This window comes from Micromonospora sp. NPDC005206, assembly GCF_040608175.1.
GTDB lineage: Bacteria > Actinomycetota > Actinomycetes > Mycobacteriales > Micromonosporaceae > Micromonospora.
On record NZ_JBEXHU010000014.1, the window covers coordinates 165,371 to 183,982 of the forward strand.

Annotated in this window: 14 protein-coding genes; 4 read left to right on the plus strand and 10 right to left on the minus strand. The window is 67.9% G+C overall.

The window, feature by feature from the left end:
• Positions 1 to 66: 66 nt before the first annotated feature.
• From ABZU69_RS22500 to ABZU69_RS22535, 8 genes are all read right to left on the minus strand, one after another.
• Entirely contained in the window at positions 67 to 549 is a 483-nt protein-coding gene (locus tag ABZU69_RS22500) for a hypothetical protein (RefSeq protein WP_354966301.1), read from the minus strand.
• Positions 550 to 557: 8 nt separating this feature from the next.
• Positions 558 to 1,385, minus strand: coding sequence for a hypothetical protein (locus ABZU69_RS22505; RefSeq protein ID WP_354966302.1), 828 nt, complete (start codon positions 1,383 to 1,385; stop codon positions 558 to 560).
• 61 nt (positions 1,386 to 1,446) lie between these two features.
• Positions 1,447 to 3,162 (minus strand): major capsid protein, encoded by a 1,716-nt coding sequence (locus tag ABZU69_RS22510; protein ID WP_354966303.1) that lies wholly within the window; start codon positions 3,160 to 3,162, stop codon positions 1,447 to 1,449.
• Between the two features lie 620 nt (positions 3,163 to 3,782).
• On the minus strand, positions 3,783 to 6,158 hold the full coding sequence (locus ABZU69_RS22515) for a phage minor head protein (RefSeq protein WP_354966304.1): 2,376 nt from the start codon (positions 6,156 to 6,158) through the stop codon (positions 3,783 to 3,785).
• A 2-nt stretch (positions 6,159 to 6,160) separates the two neighbouring features.
• A complete protein-coding gene (locus tag ABZU69_RS22520) occupies positions 6,161 to 6,394 on the minus strand; it encodes a hypothetical protein (RefSeq protein ID WP_354966305.1) in 234 nt (77 codons plus the stop codon).
• Entirely contained in the window at positions 6,387 to 6,617 is a 231-nt protein-coding gene (locus ABZU69_RS22525; RefSeq protein WP_354966306.1) for a hypothetical protein, read from the minus strand. The genes ABZU69_RS22520 and ABZU69_RS22525 overlap by 8 nt, the downstream gene beginning before the upstream one ends.
• The gene (locus ABZU69_RS22530) at positions 6,614 to 8,494 is read right to left on the minus strand and encodes a hypothetical protein (RefSeq protein WP_354966307.1); all 1,881 of its coding nucleotides are present in this window, start codon (positions 8,492 to 8,494) and stop codon (positions 6,614 to 6,616) included. Before ABZU69_RS22530 ends, ABZU69_RS22525 begins: the two co-directional genes overlap by 4 nt.
• 3 nt (positions 8,495 to 8,497) lie before the next feature.
• Positions 8,498 to 8,812: a hypothetical protein gene (locus ABZU69_RS22535; protein WP_354966308.1), complete on the minus strand. Its 315-nt coding sequence runs from the start codon at positions 8,810 to 8,812 to the stop codon at positions 8,498 to 8,500.
• Between the two features lie 258 nt (positions 8,813 to 9,070).
• Here ABZU69_RS22535 and ABZU69_RS22540 point away from each other — a divergent pair, with 258 nt between their 5' ends.
• From ABZU69_RS22540 to ABZU69_RS22555, 4 genes are all read left to right on the plus strand, one after another.
• Positions 9,071 to 10,093: a hypothetical protein gene (locus tag ABZU69_RS22540; protein ID WP_354966309.1), complete on the plus strand. Its 1,023-nt coding sequence runs from the start codon at positions 9,071 to 9,073 to the stop codon at positions 10,091 to 10,093.
• A 365-nt stretch (positions 10,094 to 10,458) separates the two neighbouring features.
• Complete coding sequence (locus tag ABZU69_RS22545) at positions 10,459 to 11,364, plus strand: hypothetical protein (RefSeq protein WP_354966310.1); 906 nt, start codon at positions 10,459 to 10,461, stop codon at positions 11,362 to 11,364.
• Between the two features lie 206 nt (positions 11,365 to 11,570).
• A complete protein-coding gene (locus ABZU69_RS22550) occupies positions 11,571 to 13,091 on the plus strand; it encodes an AAA family ATPase (protein WP_354966311.1) in 1,521 nt (506 codons plus the stop codon).
• A complete protein-coding gene (locus ABZU69_RS22555; RefSeq protein ID WP_354966312.1) occupies positions 13,092 to 14,330 on the plus strand; it encodes a hypothetical protein in 1,239 nt (412 codons plus the stop codon).
• Positions 14,331 to 14,371: 41 nt separating this feature from the next.
• Here the strand turns inward: ABZU69_RS22555 and ABZU69_RS22560 are convergent, their stop codons facing one another.
• Both ABZU69_RS22560 and ABZU69_RS22565 read right to left on the minus strand, forming a co-directional pair.
• Complete coding sequence (locus ABZU69_RS22560) at positions 14,372 to 15,496, minus strand: hypothetical protein (RefSeq protein ID WP_354966313.1); 1,125 nt, start codon at positions 15,494 to 15,496, stop codon at positions 14,372 to 14,374.
• A 141-nt stretch (positions 15,497 to 15,637) separates the two neighbouring features.
• Positions 15,638 to 18,607: a type I restriction endonuclease gene (locus ABZU69_RS22565; protein WP_354966314.1), complete on the minus strand. Its 2,970-nt coding sequence runs from the start codon at positions 18,605 to 18,607 to the stop codon at positions 15,638 to 15,640.
• Positions 18,608 to 18,612 lie beyond the last annotated feature (5 nt).

Sequence of the window (18,612 nt, forward strand, 5' to 3'; positions counted from 1 at the left end):
AAAAGCGCCGCCCCACCTGGCACGGGGAAGAACCAGGCAGGGCGGCGCGAGTCCGAGGCGTGGGGTCTACCGGCCACTCCGCGAGGTACGCGACGACCGGGACGCCTTCGTCGACGGCTGGGAGGACCCACCGTCCGACTTGGCGTCCGCCTCGGACACGTCGGCCCCGGCGTCAGCCGACGTGCTGTCCACGCCGGCGTCAGCCGTCGGCTCGCTCGGGGTCTCGACGACGCGCCCGTCGTCAGCCGACGTGCTCTCCACGCCGGCGTCAGCCGCCGGCTCGCTCCGGGTCTCGACGACGCGCCCGTCGTCAGCCGACGTGCCCTCCGCGCGGGCGTCAGCCGCCGGCTCGCTCGGCGTCTCGATGACGCGCCCGTCGCCGGTACCCAGCACCTGCTGGGCCAGGTCGTCCGGCACGTCGAACGCCAGCCCCAGCGGGCCGTCGCTCGTGGTCAGCACCTCGTCGTGCCGCTCCTCGCCGGCCGCGTCGAGCAGCTGCCGCGCGAGGGCCTTCGCGTCCGCGCGGTCCTTCGGGTAGATCAGGGGCATGTCTCCTCCTACGCCGGCACGCCCGGCAGCTTGACCTTCACCGCCGCCACCGCGCAGCTCCACCCCACCGTGTAGAACCGCTCGGCGACCGCGAACACCTCGTTGTCCTTGCGATCCAGGGCCTCGTCCAGCTTCGGCAGATACACCGCCGACCGCCGCACCATCACCGGCCCCGTCCCGTACAGCCACGCCTCACCAGCGGCCGGCGCCACACCACCCGGGCCGACGCCGGTCGTCTGCGCGAACACGATCGGATCGCCCAGCGGGGCCACCAGCCGCGGACCCTCGATCCGTGACTGGCCCTTCTCCGAGAACCACCCGGCCGTCCACCGGGGAGCCCACAGCACACCCAGCACGCCGGCCCGGTCGCTGATGTGCGCCTCCAGCAGGCCCACGCCCGTCTCCAGCGGCACCGGTGCCGCGTCCGAGCCCGCCAGCACCTCGGTGTCGACCTCCGCCAGGTACGTCGCGTTCCCGGCCTCGCCGGTCCACACGTAGTGCTCCAGCGACTGCTGCTCGACCAGGCCCAGCGCCCGCCGCCCACGGTCCAGCAGATCCGGCCGGGCCGTCGACCGGCCGGTCAGCCCGCCGTACAGCCGGATGACGGCGGCCTGCACGCTCGGTACGCCGTCCGGCAGGACCATCGCCGCCCGGTTCGCGTCGGAGGCCGCCGCCAGGTTCGTCGGCGCCGGGGAGTCGACGCACTGCGGCTCCCACTCCACGCCGGCCTGAAACTCGCGCTGGTCGGCCGGGTCGACCACGGCCGCCGCCGAGAACAGCCCGTACCGGATCGGCGTCGTCGCCGGGGCTTCCACGTACACCAGGGGCTGCGTCACCCGTCACCTCCTCCGGGGAGGGGGCCGCGCCGCGCGGGCGCGGCCCCGTCGAACGGGTAGCTCAGACCGCGGAGCAGTCGAAGGCGACGGTCGACCCGGTGACGCCGGTCGGGCACAGCGGCACCGACACCTTGTACGACACAAAGCACCGCTTCACCAGAAGCGTCGCCTGCTCGGTGAACAGCGCGATGTACTCGTTGTCCTTGAGCTTCGTCGAGTCGTACACCGCCGACAGGTCGATGATCGGCTTGGAACCCGTCACCCACGTGCCCGGCGCGTAGATCAGCAGGTCCACGTTCGCCGGCCACTGGCCCGGGGCCCCCGTGCCACCGAAGCCGCTGCCGCCCACGTCGGCGTACCCGTCCTGCCAGTCGTAGACGAACTGCGGCCGCAAGTGCCGCCGGGTGAACCACGCCGTGACCTGCTCGTCGGTCACGTCGAGGTAGTTCACCCCGGCCCGGCGGCTCATGTCCGCCCGAATCCAGTCGATCAGCCACAGCGGCGCGACGCACTCGAGGAGCTGCCGGCGGCCCAGCCGGTACCGGTACCGGTAGTCCGTCGCCGCCAGGGACACCGCGCCGAGCAGCGCGGTGGTCGTCTCGTCGCCGTCGACGTCGCCGCCGAGGGTCAGCGCGAACTGCGTCGACTGGCCCGGGGCAGCGGCCATGCGCTGGATCAGCCGCGCGTTGATCTTGTGCTCGTGGGCGGTCAGCGCCCGCCGCACCACATCCCGGGTCAGCTCCGGCCACACCGCGTTCTGCACGATGTCCTGCTCGATCTGCACCCCGTCCACCTCGAGGCGCGTCTCGGCCCAGTTCACCGTCGGCACCCTGTAGGCGGGCTTGTCCGTGCCTGCGGTGCTGTCCGCCTCGGTCTGCACGAAGCCGACCGCCGAGTACAGGTCGCGGAAGTCCAGGTTCGACGGGACCTTGATACCGCCGCCGCGCGGGATCGTGATGCCCGGGAGGTCCAGCAGACCGTCGTTCGTCTCCAGGCCCTCGCACAGCTCCCACAGCGTTTCGGATGGGGCGCCCCAGCCGCCGGCCGCGACGAGGTTGCCTCCGGGCAGCCGCGACTCGGTGGCGGCCAGGTCGACCAGCTCCATGTCGGTCAGGCCCCTGCCCCCGGCAACGAGCGCCTGGTCGACGGGCAGCTCTACCCGCGCCACGTTCTGCTTGATGCGGGTCGCGACCCCCACCCCGCGCGGAAAGCCGGCGAACTTGTCGTCGAACGCCGACGCGACCTCCGACACAGAGGAAAACACGTGCCCGTGCGGCACGTTCGGCACGTCCGCAGCCGCCTTGATGACCGCCGACTTGCCGGCGCTGGTCACCTTCGGCTTCGGCTGCCGGCGGGCCGCCCGGCGGGCCAACGAAGCGACGACCGGCGTCGGCTGCGGTGCTGGCACGTCCGCGACCTGGTGCTCCTCCGCCGAAGGATCGTCGCCATCGTCGCCATCAACGTCGCTGTCGCTGTCAGCGTCGCTGTCGCTGTCAGCGTCGTCACCCTCGCTATCGGGGGCATCGGCGGCGCCGTGCACGGCCGCGTCCAGGTCGTCCAACTCGGAGGCCACCTGCAGCGCCGCCTGCTCAATCTGCTGCTGCTGGGTGCGCACCGACTGGACAAACGTGGCCAGCTCACGCAGCCGGGTCAGGCCGTTAGCGTCCAGGGCCGGGTTGTCGCGCAGGGTGTCGAACGCCGCCACGGCCTGCGTCTCCAGCTGGCTCAGCGCGTCGAGGTCGAGCCCGTCCAGGCTCCCAGGGATCTCGAATTCCACCGTCGGCTCCTCAGCACGGTAGGGATCTCAGTCCCGACCGGCCCGCAGCCAGCATCGGTGGTTCAGCGCACAGCGTATCTCAAGCAGGAAGCTTGCCGTCCCTTGACATTGCATCGCATCATTGGATGCATCGGGCTGAATGTACGGCCCGACCGCTATCGAGGTAGCCCTTCATCAGGAAGCCCTACCCCAGCGTGAAGCGCGAGGCGAGACGCGGATTTTGCCGTATTGGCCTGAGACGAAAGGCGGGGATCACATGAAACCCGATTCCATCAGGTAGGAGCGTCACGTGGGAGGAGCCGCAGCGTGGATCGCCGCGGTTGCTCCCCTAACGACCTTCGTGATCCTCCTGCTCGTGACCCTGCATTTGGTAGGGCGGGTCGAGAGAGCGGGCGGATACATCGAAGTGAGTTGGAAAACCGTCGCGTTCCACATCAAGTGTTCGTTTTCGCCGGAAGGGTCCGCTGATCCATCCGCTGGGCCGCAAGGTCCAGTACCAGGTTATGCGAACCCTGCGGGAAGTCCCGGCGACGTTGTTACAGGCACCGTCACCCCCACGACGGGGGGTGGCCCATGACGTAGATGCTGCGGGTGCGACGCCAACCGGCGTCGCACCCGGCCTACTTTTGCACCTGGCGGATCGTGCCGCCGCCGCCCCGCCGCACGTCGGCGATCTCCGCATCCGTCTTCGACCCGTACTCACCGCCCTGGCGGCCGTCCTCGTAGGACAACACGAACACAGTGCCGCCCCGACGCTTGCTGCCGCAGTTGCAGCCCATCGGCTCCTCCCCTCTACTTGCCGTGCACCGTGGCGGCCAGAGCCGCCACGAGGGTCGTTCGGTCCCGGCCAATCGACGCCGCGATCCGCTCGACGTTCGCCGCGGTGGCCAGCCGCTGCCGTTCGGCCTCGAAGCCTGCGGCCACCGCACGGCGGACCGCCGCGTCCAGCGTCTGCGGGGACAGCGGGTCGCGCTGCCGGCGCTGCGCCGACTCCGACGCCTTCCAGCCGGTCCAGCCGGAGGCGACCATCGCGTACGCCCGGCCACCCGACGAGCGGCCCCGCACCACGGGAAGCCGCCCACGTTGACGCACAGCGCCGCGACGAGCTGACGCGCACCGCCGATCCACCGCCAATCCCCCGACAACGGCGACCGACGCAGCAGCTGCACCTGCTCCGGCTTCGCCTCGGGCACCAGCGACCCGGCGACCCACGTGCCGTGGGCGTCCCGGCCGGCACGGACCACCGCCACCTGCGTGCCCGTGTCGTCGTAGTGCGCCACCGCGCTCGCCGCGCTGGCCGCCAGGTCGGCGTGCCCGGTCGACGCCGTGATGTGCCCGACCGCGATCAGCTCCCCCTCGGCCGTCTGGATCTCCGGCCGGTGGAACCAGTCGAAGCCGCCTTCCTCCGGCGGCATCACGCACTGCCCGCCGGTCAGGAACGACAAGTGGCAGTCCCGATCGGCCAGGTGCCCGAACACCCTCCCGTCGGCCGTCACCGTGATCGGCGTCAGCTCGCCCAGGCCCGGGTCGTCGAACCACACCTTCGGCGGGTACAGCGGCGCGACCTGCGACTTCTTCGCCGCCGCGCCGGCTGCGGTGACCGGCTCTTCCTCTTTCTCCACCTCTTCTGAGGGCTCGTCCTCGCCGTCGGCGGGCTCGTCGTCGACCAGCTCCAGCTTCGCCTCCATGAACGCCTGCGTGCCGACGAGGGTCACCGCCATGACCCGGCCCTTCGTCACCGTGATGTACGGCTCGTCGCCGGAGTCGATGAACGCCTCCCACTCCTCGTCGCTCATCTCCTCGATGGGCGTGCCCTTCGCGTCCGTGTAGACGAACTCGAAGTCGTCAAGGTCCACCGACGGGAACAGCACGCCGCTGCGCAGCAGCTCCAGCGCCTCCCCCAGCTCCGGCACGGCGTCCAGGAAGTCACCCGAGCCGGTCAGCTTCGACTTCTGCACCTCGCCGGCCGTGATCCGGCCGATCGTCACCGCGCCCTCGTGCCCGGGGGCGTCCGACCGCGCCCACCGCAGCGGGATCGGCAGGTCGCGGAACGACCACTCGCCGTCCGCCGCGAAGATCCGCCGGTCACCCGACCTGGCACCCAACGGCGCCAGCGTCCCCTTCCACGTCGCCATCTGCTTGCCACCCTTCGCGGCTCCCGCCGCTGTCACCGTGATGTCCAACCCGCTGGCCCGATCCAGGCGTGGCCAGGGATGCTCAGGGACCGCAGGCAGGGCCTCGCCGGCCTCCACCTCGATCATCGTGCAGCGGCAGTTCACGACCTGCCCGGCGGGCGCGGCCGGGTCGCCGGGGAAGCGCAGCGGCACCCCGCCGACCATGAACACGCCGTCCAGGGCGACCCGCTGCCCGTCCGCGTCGCGGTGGTCGTCGCGGGTCCGCTCGTCGTGCGTGGCCACCCACACCTTGTCCAGCTTCTCGTCGAGCGCCTGCTCGGCGGTCAGCCAGGCGGTCAGCGTGCCCGCGTTGTACGCGCCGATCGTCTCCGTCCGGGCGATCGTGACCGCCCGGTCCTCCCACGACAGCTCACCGAGGATCGCCTCGATCGCGTCGCGAATACGCGGGATGCTCGCGCCTTCGGCGGTGAGCTCCGCGACGACGGCGGTCACCTGCGTCCACGCGCTGTCTGGCACCCCGGAGAGCCGGTTCGGCAGCGTCGCCAGGTACTCGTCCTTCATCTGCGCCACGCGCAGCAGCTCCAGGTCGCCGCCCCCGTCGGCCACGCCGGCGAGGAACGTCGCGTCGACCTCGGGCAGCAGGTGCACCGTCATCGCCTCGAACCACGCCTGCCCGGCGCCGGCGAGCGCCGACGGGTCCGGCGGGAGCGCCGCCGCGGTGACCGGGAGGGTCACCGCCCGCGCCGAGCGCAGCCACGTGCTCAGCGCCGTCCGGGCAGCCCGCTCAACGCGCTTCTCGGCGGCGAGGACCCGCGCCTCGTGGTCGAGGCGCAGCGGCAGCCACAGGTCCGGCTCGGCCACGCTCACCCCTCCGGGGCGGGCGGCAGCACGGCGACCACGTTGATCGTCGAGCCCGTGACCTGCACACCGCCGTCGGGCAGGCACGCAGGCATCCCCGAGGAGGTGCGCGCCACCCGGTGGATCGTCAGCGCGCTCTCGCGCAGCTCCAGCTTCACGAAGTCGTCGTTGAGGTCGATGCTCAGCAGCGCGAACGCGTCGCGCAGCTGGGTCAGGGTCACGTTCGCCGGGTCAGCCACGGATCCTCCTGGTGTGCTCGTGCCGTGCCACGTCGGCCGGGTCGCAGACGTGAGCGCCGTCGGTCAGGGGCGGCTGGTCGCCGTCCCACAGGTCGCCCCACCACCCGCAGGTGCGGCACATCGTCCAGCGGAGGACCTCGCAGCCCTTGCCGCGCCCGGACCGGCGGCACGCGTGGCCGTGGCCCTGCACCAGGTCCGGGGTGGGCGCGGTCGGGGCCGTCATGCCGGCACCAGCTCCCCGCGCACCGTGCGGGTCAGGTGCTCGCGCAGATCCGCCGGGTCGTGCCGGGCGCCGGTGACCAGCAGCCCTCCGACGTACGTCGTCAGGGCGGCCGTCAGCTGCTCCGGGTCGACGTCGAGCCGGGTGGCGATCGCCGGCACCGCCGTGAACGCGCCCTCCAGCAGCCGGGGCACCGACGTCGGCGTGGACTGCCGCACCGTGTGGTACTCCCACGCCTTCAACCCGGCGTGCCGGTACCGCTCGCGGCCGACGACCCGCTTCCCGGCGATCTCCAACGCCCGCAGCGCCAGCACCTCGCAGGCGGCAACGAACGGCCCGCTCAGCGGCTGGGCGGCCGACGCCGCGATCGCGTTCTGCTCGGGCGGGCCGCGGTCCTCGGTGTCGCCGGGCGGCGGCTCCTCGGTCGTCGGCTCCTCCTCCTCGGGGGTCGGCTCGCCGGCCGGCAGCTCGGCCGGCTGCGGGGCCGGCTTCAACGCTTCCGGGTCGATCGGCACGCTAACCCCGGCGACCTCCAGTAGCCGCGTCACGAGCAGCGGCCCGGCCGCCGGCACCGCGCGGATGATCTCCAGCAGACGGCGCAGCTCCCGCTCTTCGTCGGTCGGCTTGTCGCCGTCGCCGAAGCCGGTCTCCCGGCGCAGCGCGTCGCCGGACAGCTCGCCAAGGCCGTACAGGTCCTTCGCGTCCGCGCCCTTGTCCGGGGTCTGCGTCAGCTCCGACGTGTCGTACCAGACGATCCACCGCTTCGCGTCGGCGACGCCGGGCGCACCCTCCAACGCCGGCCACAGCATCTGCTGGGTCAGCGCCGCGCAGAACAGCTCCAGCTTCGACTCGACGTGGTACTTGATCGTCGCCTCGTCGGTCATCCAGGCGCCCCAGTGGTTCGCCTGGGTCATGCCGAGCAGCATCTCCGGCGGGGCGTCCAGGCCGAGGGCCAGCCGCCGGATCGCGCCGTCCAGCATCGACGGCACGGTCGCCGACAGCTCGGTGGCGAAGCTGAGCAGCCGCGCCTTCTCCAGGTGCTCGGCTGGGCCCTGCACGACGATCGGGACGAGGGCGGCCACCGAGTCGCGGTCCTTCACCGCGGTGGTCATCGCCTCGGTCAGCGTCGCCAGGAACGACGCCACCCCGTCCTCGGCGTCCTCCTCCTGCTCGGCGGCGGCGAACGACAGCTCGTTCGGCAGCAGCAGGATGCCCGCCCCGGCCAACCGGGAGTCGATCTGCGACTGGACGTACTGCGTTAGCCGCTCGATGAGCCGCAGCACCCGCCGGTTGGCCTGCACCTGCGACTTCGGCAGGGCGTGTTTGCGCGGCGACGGTGCCCAGATCCGGACGATGACCGTCTCGTCGGCTTCCAGCTCGCGCGGCCCGTCGCCCTGGTCGAGCACGTACTTCCCGGCGCGCTCCTGCAGCTCCTCGTTGGAGGCGACGAACCACCGCTCCCGGTCGGTCGCGTTGCCGGCGTCGTCCTTCTCCGACTCGCCGATCAGGTAGCACTCGCCGGGCACGCCGAGCTGGATCCCGGCGTCGTGCAGCAGCTCGCCCTGCTGGCCAGGCCCGCCGAGGAACGTCTCGTTGACGCCGGCCGGCGCCTGGTCGGGTGTTTCGACCGGCCGGCCATGCTCGTCGATCTGCGTGATGTACAGCCGGGCGCGGCCCATCGCCTTGGCGATGAGGTCGACCAGGTACGCCAGCTCGCCGCACTGCTCGTAGTGCCGCCACGCCTCTTCCTGCCACTCCTGCTTGGTGACCTTCCGCAGGCTGCCGCTGGACTCGTAGCGCATCTTCGCCGCGGAGGCGACGACCGCGGTCGCCTTGCCGACCTCGCTGTCGACGTTGGGCTTCGTGCCCCACCACGCCATGCGCTACTCCTCGGGCTCGGCGCGCGCCAGCAGCCCTGTCGCGTAGGAGATGGCGAGGGCGATGCTCGGCACGTCGACCGACCAGTGCCCGGACCAGCGCGGCACGGCCGACATCGCCCACCAGCCGGCGGCTGCCGGGACGGCGATCCACACCGAAAGGCACCAGCGGCAGAACAGCAGGTACGCGATCGGGTTGCCGTCAGGGAGCCGCCGCACCGCTGCCTCACGGGCCTTGCGGGTGATCTCGTCGGCGGCGACCAGCCTCGTCACGCGAGCGACGACGAACAGCGCCACCAAGATCTCGATCAGCTCCGACATAGATATGAGCATAAGCCGTGGCATTGCGCCCCGATAGGCAGAGGGTGAAGCGCCGGCGCGACTTGGTGGAGAACCATGGCGAGGTAACGCAGCGCATCCGGCCACGCGCGCGCCTTGCGCGAAGAGGTCGGGATCAACTTGACCGGCCTTCATGAGCAGGCCAAAGAGGCACTGCCCTATGGCCCAGCCTTGGACGTCAACGCAGGGGTCCCCACAGCATCCGGGCCCCTGTTTGGATCCTGGGGCTAGCCTGTCGTCGTGTTCGAGGCGAAGATTGGCCATCTGCGACGGTCGGCCGTACTCGTTTGTGCGGTGGTCCTGACCGGCTGCAGCTCTTCGACTGCGGAACACCCTGCCGCACCCGTCATGTCCTCGGCTGTGGCCAGTGCAACACCCGCCTCGCCTCAGCCTTCGGCCATCGCTCCCGTCCCTCAGCCTTCGGCTATCACTCCCACCACTGCATGGGACCGGCTGTGGGCCGGGGGAGAACCGCACGACAAGCTCAGCGCCAAGGATGCAGGCCTACCTGACGCGTACCTTCCTGACCGAGGTGAGGACGCCTACGACAGGCCGCGGCAGCGCCGGGTCCGCCGCGATATGGCTGCCTTCTTGCTCCGGGTCCGCGCCGAGGACCCACAGCTCGCGGACCAGCTGGGCTGGCAGTTGCAAGCGGTGCCACCCGCCTGGTGCTCGATCGTGCTGCCGTCACGTACCCCGCAGCAGTTAGCCGCACAGGTCGCGGACGCCAACGCGAGGGGGCAGGAGCTCGCCCGCAGGCTCGGTGTCAAATGGGCGCCGCCGGTCGACCGGCGGAAGCAGCGGTTGTTGACCTTCGCCCGTGACGAAGCCGGCCGTCGGTTCTGCCTGCGGCAGGCCGCGTCGCCCGGCCGGCGCATACCTGACGGCGTTTCGACGGCGGCGCGTTTACCCGGTGGTGGCGACGGAGTCAATGTGCTCGACACGGCCCTGCCGATCTACTATTCGGCCGGGTTCGGGATCGGCGTCGGCACGCACTCCGTAGGTGGAGACGACCTGCGGTTGGCCTACGTGGGGATCCTCGTCGGATCGGCACAACTGAAGCAACGCAACTGGCCCACCGCCCTGGATTGCGACGTGGTCGAGGACCTGTTGCGGCCGGCGGAGGTGATCGAGTACGCCTCCCGGCTGCGAGAGGGGATGCAAGCAGGCTGGACGACGAAGCCCGAGGCAGTTGAGGCCGCGACGAGATTCGCCAGTGGCGGTTTCGACCTGATGGAGACACGCCTCCGCTGCCGAGAGTAAGGCCGACGTTCCAGGCGTGCGGGGCAGACCTGTCCGCCCACGATGTACCGCCGCTAGCCGCCTGAGAGGCCCGGCAGCCTCCCCCTTCGGCCAGTGCTCTGCCTGCCCGTGGCCTTGGCCTCGTCCCCGGGCCAAAGCGGGGTGCCATAGACGTAGCTGCGGGGGACACCGTCCGGATGGCGGTACCGCGTGGGTGCCGCAATCGCTAGGTTGCAGCGGTGCGAAGGTGCCCCTGGCATGCCCGGCGACTGATTGCGGGCTTGTTACTCACGGCGGGACTCGCTGTGACGTCGTGCTCGAGACTCGGCAGCCAGGCCGAGGAGTTCCCCCACATCTGGGTGGGAGCCGACGCAACAAGCGCCGTCATGGTCCAGATCACCCGGGAGGCGAACGCGCTGTCGGGAGCCCTGGACGAGATTCGCATGGCCCACGAGAGCGAGACCACGACGACGACGACGTCGCACGCCGCCTTCACAGGCACGTTGGACGGTAATGCCCTGACTCTCAGCTTCCCCCAGGGGTTCGGGCTCGTCCACAACGTCTCCGGCATCCTGTCGGGCTCCAGCATGAGCCTTCAGGTACCTCAGAACGACGGCGCAATCGCATCTGTCACCCTGATGCCGGGGTCGCTCAAGACGTACAACGATGCCGTGGATGCCGTAAAAGCGTCCGCTCAAGCCAAAGCCTCAGCGAATGAGGCGGCTGCGGCGAGTGCCGCAGCGGCGGCCTCAGTGCAAGAGAGCCAGCAGCGGATCGCCTCCGCGGCCGACGCCGTCATGAAGAAGATGCAGGCGGTTCAAGCCGGGCTCGCCACGCCGCCCTCCTTCTCGGACTTTGACAGTCACTTGTCCGCTGCTCGCGACCACCTCGCCGACGCGGAGGCCAGCGCTGCGGGTGCCGACAGGGAATCTGACCAGTCGGTTGCCTGCAGCGACGCCTACACCGCAGACAGCGACGCCTACACCGTGGAGAGCGACGCCTACAGCATCGACAGCGACATGGTCAGCCTGACGAGCGAGATCGGTTCCCTCAAGGACGACGGTGCCGACCTCGACCGAGCATTGACTGAGTATCAGCAGGCCGCCCCCGCACTGCCGGACTACACCCCGCCCCAGGCGCCAGACGCAAACCGAGTCAAGGACCTTCTCAATCAGGTATCGCTGAAGACGGAGGCCCGGCGCAAGAAGGGACGCGGCTACCAGAGCAAGGTTGCAGAGCTGCTGAAGCAGGCAAGGTCCGTCGCCGAACAGGCGAAGAAGGAGCACTGCTAACGAGCCGCACATTGCGCGGAAAGCTCGGCGACACACCAGGCGGTGCGGCGACGCCAGGTCGCTGCCCGTCATCAAAGAGGTTCGTCCCCGCCACCCAACCCTGACGGCCCGTCGGCCCGCCAGCACTCGTGTATACGAGCAGCGGGCATAGGCTGCTCGCAGACGCCGTCCGTACGGACTGGCTCCACGGGCTCGTAGGGAGAGCGATGGGCTACGACCAGCAGTCAGCAGTTGATCCGACGCCCCAGTCGCTAACCGAGGTACGGGAAATCTTCGGTGAGCGGTTCGTGGCGGCACGTGTCGAGGCGGAGTCGGATGCACGCGACCTACTCGACAAACTCGCCGGCTCCATGAGCGTCGACGAGGCATTGCAACTGGGGCGGCTGTTCAACCGGCATGAGAAGACCGGCCAGGTGCGCCTGGACCGGTTTTCGCCCGGCTTCGCCGGGGCCGTGATGAACAAGCTGACCGAGGACATCGACCGGTTCAACCGCGTCGTCGCGGAGCTGTGGACCTCTCCGGCCGACGAGGCGTTGGCGTTGCTCGGCCGCATGTTCGCCGACCGTTCGGTGCTGCCCGGTGCGGGCTCGTCGCTGCCAAGCATGCTGCTGTATCTACGCGATCCGGAGCGGTTCGCGGTGTGTATCAATGCCACGATGAAGGGCCTCGCTCACGTAACCGGGAGGACCTTCCGCGCGGACGGTCAGGTCGGCTATGAGCGCTTCTGTGAGGTCCTGCGGACGTGGCGTGAACAGTATGGTGTTGCGCCGCAAGAAGCGGACGCGCTGCTCACGAACATCATGCGGGCCGCCACCGCGCCAAGCGTCGCCGGACCCGTCGCCGAACCACCCACGGTTATCGACGTACAGTCTAGCGGGCGACTCACCGTCGAACAGGTGGCAGACCAGTGCTACCTGCCGGTGGAGCAGATCGACAAATGGGTTGCAGCGCTACACGGACCGATGCGTCAAGGGGTGTTCTTCGGGCCGCCCGGGACAGGGAAGACGTGGGTCGCCTTGAAGCTCGCCCACCGCCTCGCGACTTCCCCGGATCATGTCGAACTCGTCCAGTTCCACCCCGCATACTCCTACGAGGACTTTGTCGAAGGCCTGCGGCCCGACTTGGCGGACGGCGGCGCCCTGCGCTACACCCCGCGCGATGGGGTGTTCTTCAAGCTGTGCGAGCGGGCGCGCAAGGCCCCATCCGATGACGTGTTCGTCCTCGTCATCGACGAGATGAACCGAGCGGACCTTGCTGCCGTCTTCGGTGAGCTGCTCTTTCTGCTCGAGTACCGGGGTGTCAAACCAGCAGTCCTGCCATACTCACAGCGGCAGTTCTCGGTGCCGCCCAACATCATCATCCTCGGGACGATGAATACGGCAGACCGCAGCCTCGCACTCGTTGACTTCGCCCTGCGCCGCCGGTTCAACGCCTTCCACCTGCACCCCAGCGACGACGTGCTGGCCAAGTGGTCCAGCACCCGCTCCGACGTGGACGCTGATCTGCTGCTCGGCATGTTCCGGCTGATTCGCGACCGGGTCGGTCACCAATCACCCGTCAGCCCCGGCCACTCCTACTGGATGGTCGAGCAGATTGACGCCGCGACAGCCGAGGCCATCTGGTCCTACCAGCTGTACCCATATCTGGCAGAGCACTGGTTCGAGCGGCCAGAAGAGCTAGAACGCCTGGACGTGGATATCCGTGCGCTTATCGCCGAGCGAAGCTGAATGCTGCACCTACGCGAGTACGAGATCAGCCGTGTCGCGCTCACCGATCGGGAAGCAGGTGAGCTGGCACAGCTGACCCGCGGCTCGGCAGGCCGACGCGACAAACCCCGGGTCATCCAGCAGGTCCTGCCGTCTGGGAAGCCAGGGCTCTTCGACGTTCAACCCGGGCCCTACGTTGGACGATTCACGCTCGGATCGGGACGCACGGTCGACATCGCCAGTCGCTTTCCGTTCGCGGACTTCCGCGAGCTGCTGCGGCTGGCCGCACGCCAGCCCGTGCTGTTACGCGACACCGCAGCCGCGGGCAGCGGCAGCCGTGGCCTGGTCGATCTGATCGCTACAGCATTCGCTCGGGAAACTGAACGCCTCGTCGGATTCGGCTTGGCCAAGGAGTACCAGTCTCGAACCTTCACCCGGCCGCCCTACCCCGGCGCTCCCGATGTGACGGCGCACCTCGCCAAGTATCTCGGGCGCCCAGACCGCCTGGTAACCAAGGCAAAGCGCCTCACTCAGGACATCCTTCTCAATCAGACCATCGCCGCCGCGCACCGGGTGCTCATACAGCAGCATTACCCAGACCCGGCGCTGTCGGCACGGCTGCGAGCACTCGGCCCATGCTTCACGTCGATCTCGCGAGTCGCAGACCCTCAACGACTGATGCAGCGCCGCCCAACCTCCGTACCGCCGCGATACCGTGAGGCCTACGCGCTGGCATTGCTCGTCCTCGCCGGCCAAACCGTGCTTCCCTACGCCTCCGGGGCCTCCGGCGTCACGGTGCTGTTCAACATGACGAAGGTCTGGGAAACCTACGTGGGCCACTGGCTCGCGAAGCAACTACCAGCCGGACAGCGAATATCAGCACAGCATCCGGTCGTGCTCACCGACGACTCCCAGCCGATGGTGGCGAACGCGGACTTCGTCATCCTCGACGAACAGCACAAGCCCGTGGCGGTGTACGACGCCAAGTACCGCCACTGGCAGGCCAAGCCGAAGGCCGACGAGCTCTACCAGCTGAGCACCTACGCACATCGACTCCGTGTGCAGCGAGCAGCATTGCTCTACCCAGGCCACGACGGCCAGGACAGCCACGTCACCGTCGGCGACCTCCGGCTCGCCACGATAGGCGTGCCGGTTCTCAGCTCAACGCTGCCGGCGGCCCGGATTCACGCCGCAACTCCTGCGGAGACAAGTGTTCCTAGCCGACAGATCGGACCTTCCGAATCCGCGCATCATACCTAGGGAGGTTCGTGTGGCGGTTACTACAAGCACCAAGCCTGTGATCAGCGGTTGGTGCCGTCCTCCGTCGCGTCAATCATCACAACGCCCGCTAGATCCGACCATGGCTCAATGGTGCGATGTTCGCCAAGGAAGTACGCCTCCACCTCGCTTGGCGGCTGGGTGGCGGGTGGCGGACTGGGGTACTGCCGGTCGAAGGGGTTGTCGACCCGATCCCTAACCACCATTTCGGCTGCTCTCAGCCTTGAGAAGAGATGGTGTATGCCGGTGGTTAGGCCGGTGACAGGGTGATGGCAGACGAGGTGGTACCAGGGCATTCCGGCTGCCAGAACGGTCTCGCGATGGAGATCCTTCTCCAACGCTAACCGTAGGGCCGTATCAGCCAGCACGACCGTACATCCCCACTGGCCGATATCGACCGGCCCGTGCGGGCACGGGCCGGCTTCGGGTAGGTCGGATCGCCACGTTGGTCGGCCATCGCTGTAGATGCAGTAGAGGCCAGCGATGCGGTCAGCGAGACACCGCTCGACGAAGACCTCGATCTGATAGCCGGAGGATACGGACGGCGCCGCACGCTGGTCGAGTCCAATGCGGCCGGTCCTTGGATCGGCACGCTTCGCCTGGGTGCGGAATCCCACGTAGCCATGCAGGTCGCGGATCCACCACTCCCAGTCCGCGCCGGTCTCGGCTTCCCGTTTGGAAGCGAATCGCTGGATCGAAATGTGCGCGGGATGGCTGATCGCCAGATGAAGCAGGGCGTTATCCGTGAAAGTCGTCTCGCCGGGCACCAGCCCCACCGAGCGTCCCACCTGGGTGCGCCATATCACGTCAGTGGCAATCGACCGAAAGGTCGGGCACAGCGGCGGAATCCGAAGCGACCGCAGCAAGGCGGATTCCCGTGCTCCGCTGGGCGTCAAGGACCAGCTACCGTGGCCGGAAACCTCTGTCGGATGGAGCAAACCCTGCTCGACCAGGCGGTTCCGAGCGAAAGAGGCATTGTTCTTCCAGACGAGGTCCCGACCGCTCGGACGTGGAGCAAGGTCGTCGGCCCTCAGCCGGCTTCCGAGTAGCCGTTCCATGACACGGAGAATGTCGGCTCGTTGGGCGGTGCCGCCAAACTCACCCAGCGCAACCAAAATCCACCGAGCGAGTTCGTCAACGTCGATCACGTTGCATCCCGTGTTCTCGGCGCGCCTCGCGGTCACGCAATTGGCCGACGGGCGAGCCGCGACGCATGCAGCGAACGTCGGCTGAAGTCATTTCTTGGCGATGAAGGGCGGCCGCTCCGGGGATCAGGGCGTCAGGAGCCGCTATGAGTAGGTGATGCCGAAGATAGTCTCGGCCAGCCACTTTTTGAACTCCGGGTTATCCATGAACTGCCTGAAGAGCTCGGTGTCGTCTGCAATGAGGTTGAGGATGACCTTCTCGAGCGCCTTGTCGTGCTCAATGCGGGCGTTCTGCTTGTCGGAGTTGTTCTTGGCAGCCTGATACGCAGGGTCCGAGTTGACCTTTTCGGGGATGTCTTTGGTGATCAACTTCTGGATTCGGTCCTCGTCGGTCCAGGCGATGTTGCCGAACAGGTCGTTGAAGGTCTTGAGTATGTTCGACAGCTTGTCGAGTTCGGGCTCGGGCTTGTGCCCCGCACCACCGGCCGGAACAGGGTCGATCTCGGCATCAGCGTCCGGGAGCAGAAGGCGCACCGCGGCCTGCTTCTCGACACGGTAGCTGTCCATGTCGATCGCCTCGAGGATCCCCTTGGAGAGGTCGTCCTCCTTCGGCGCGGGGAGCTTCGGGACGAGGAAGTTGAGGAAGATCGACAGCTTCTCCCAGGCGGCGTTGGAGTACGGCAGGATCGACGCGAGGAAGTCGTAGGTGCGGGCGAAGCTCTTGGCGTCGCCCTTGAACTCGACCTGCGCGTCCTCGTCTAGGTCCGTGTTATACCGGGCGGCACAGACATCGAGGATCGGGTCGAGCTCGTCACGAGGCGCTCCGGTGAGATACTTCGTGACGAGGAAATCGATCTCGTCCTGGTCGTAGACCTGATGTCCGTCGAGGGTGGCCTTGAGGTCGTGGAGCTTGTTGGCGTCGGTCTCGTCCGAAAGGACGGTGGTCCGATAGAAGGACTCGAACGACTTGCGTATCCCCTCGACATCGTTCTGGAAGTCGAGTACGAATACGTCGTGCTTCTTCGGGTGCGCCCGGTTCAGACGCGACAACGTCTGGACTGCCTTGACGCCCGACAGCTTCTTGTCGACGTACATGCTGTGTAGTAGCGGCTCGTCGTAGCCCGTCTGGAACTTGTCGGCACAGACGAGGAAGCGGTACGGCTCCCTACGGATTCGCTCGGCGATCTCCCCAGACGGAAACCGGTTGAGCTTCGCCTCGTTCACCATCTCGCCGGCGTACTCGTGTTCCCCGGAGAACGCCACGATCGCCTTGTACTGGCTGCCAAGCTTCTCCAGGTACTCCCCGATCGCATTGAAGTACTCGATCGCCCGCATGATGTTGCCGGTGACGATCATTGCTCGGGCCTCGCCGCCGACCTTCTGCAGCGCGACGACCTGCTCGAGGAAGTGGTCGACCATGATCTGGGCCTTCTTCGCGACGGCCGTCTGGTTACCCTCGACGTAGGCCCGCAGCTTCTTCGTGGCACGCTTCGTGTCGAACTCCGGGTCGCCCGCCGCTGTCTTGACGAGCCGGTAATAGCTCTGGACGGGCGTGTAGCACTTGAGAACGTCGAGGATGAACCGCTCCTCGATCGCCTGCTTCATGGTGTAGGTGTGGAACGGCTTGTGCTTCGTCTTGCCGTCCTCGACGTAGGCATCGCCGAACATCTCGAGTGTTTTGTTCTTGGGCGTAGCGGTGAAGGCGAAGTAGGAGGCGTTCGGCAACATCTTTCGTGCCTCCATCGCCTCGTTGATGAGGTCTTGGACGGGGTCGTCGTCGCCTTCGCCGGACCCGTCGTCGTCCACCTTGGTCGCCAGCGCCTTCTTGGCCGCCAGAGCCTTCGACACCGCCGACGCGGTTCTGCCACCCTGGCTGGAGTGGGCCTCGTCGATGATGATGGCGAAGTTGCGCTCCCGGTGCTTGTCGCCGATCTCGGCGAGAATAAACGGGAACTTCTGGACCGTCGTGATAATGATCTTCTTGCCAGCCTCGATCATGTCCCGCAGGTCCGAGGAGTGCTCGGCGTGGCCGACAGTGGCGCCGACCTGAGCGAACTGCTTGATCGTGTCACGAATCTGCCGGTCGAGCACCCGCCGGTCGGTGACCACGATGATTGAGTCGAACACCGGCTTGATCTCAACCTTCGGGTCCTCGACGCGGATCAGCTGATGGGCGAGCCAGGCAATGGAGTTCGACTTGCCGCTGCCTGTTGAGTGCTGAATCAGGTAGCGGCGTCCAGCACCATTCTTCCCAGCGTCAGCGAGCAGCTTGCGGACGACGTCGAGCTGGTGGAAGCGAGGGAAGAGCTGCTTGATCGACTTCTTCCCGGTCGTCTCGTCAACCTCCTCGATCACCTGCGCGTACGCCTCAATGACCTTGGTGAGGCTCGCCGGGGCGAGGATCTCCTCCCACAGGTAGGCGGTCTTCAGACCGTTTGGATTCGGCGGGTTGCCGGCGCCGTCGTTGAACCCGCGGTTGAACGGCAGAAACCAGGGCGGCTTAGCGGCGAGATTCGTGCAGAACTCGACCTCGGCGTCATCGACGGCGAAGTGAGCGAGGGTTCGCTTGAACCCGAAGATGAGCTCCTTCGGATCGCGGTCGCGCTTGTACTGCTCGACGGCGTCGGCGACGGTCTGCTTGGTCAGGCTGTTCTTCAGCTCGAACGTGCTGAGGGGCAAGCCGTTGATGAACAGGCCGACGTCGAGGGCGAGCTTGGTCTCGTCCTCCGAGTAGTGCAGCTGTCGGGTGACGGTGAACCGGTTCTTTGCGAACAGCCCGGCACTCTTGACGTTCCCCTTCGACGGAGTGCCGTAGAAGAGGGTTATGTCGTGCGGGCCGTGCTGGATGCCGTTGCGCAGGACATCGATGACGCCGCGCTTGGTGATAGCGCCCTGGATACGCGATAGCGTCTTGAGCCCGGCGGGGCTGGACGGATCGAGGTCCAGCACAGCCGCCAGCGCAGGCTGGGTGTCCTTGAGGAAGCTACGGAGTTGGACCAGATCTAGGCCGAACGCCGGCGAGTAGTCGGCAGACTTTCCGTGCATCCATCCGTGGGCGCATAGGCCCTCGACGAGGATGGTCTCTAGCCCCTTCTCGGACGTGTCTGCCGGCATCCCCA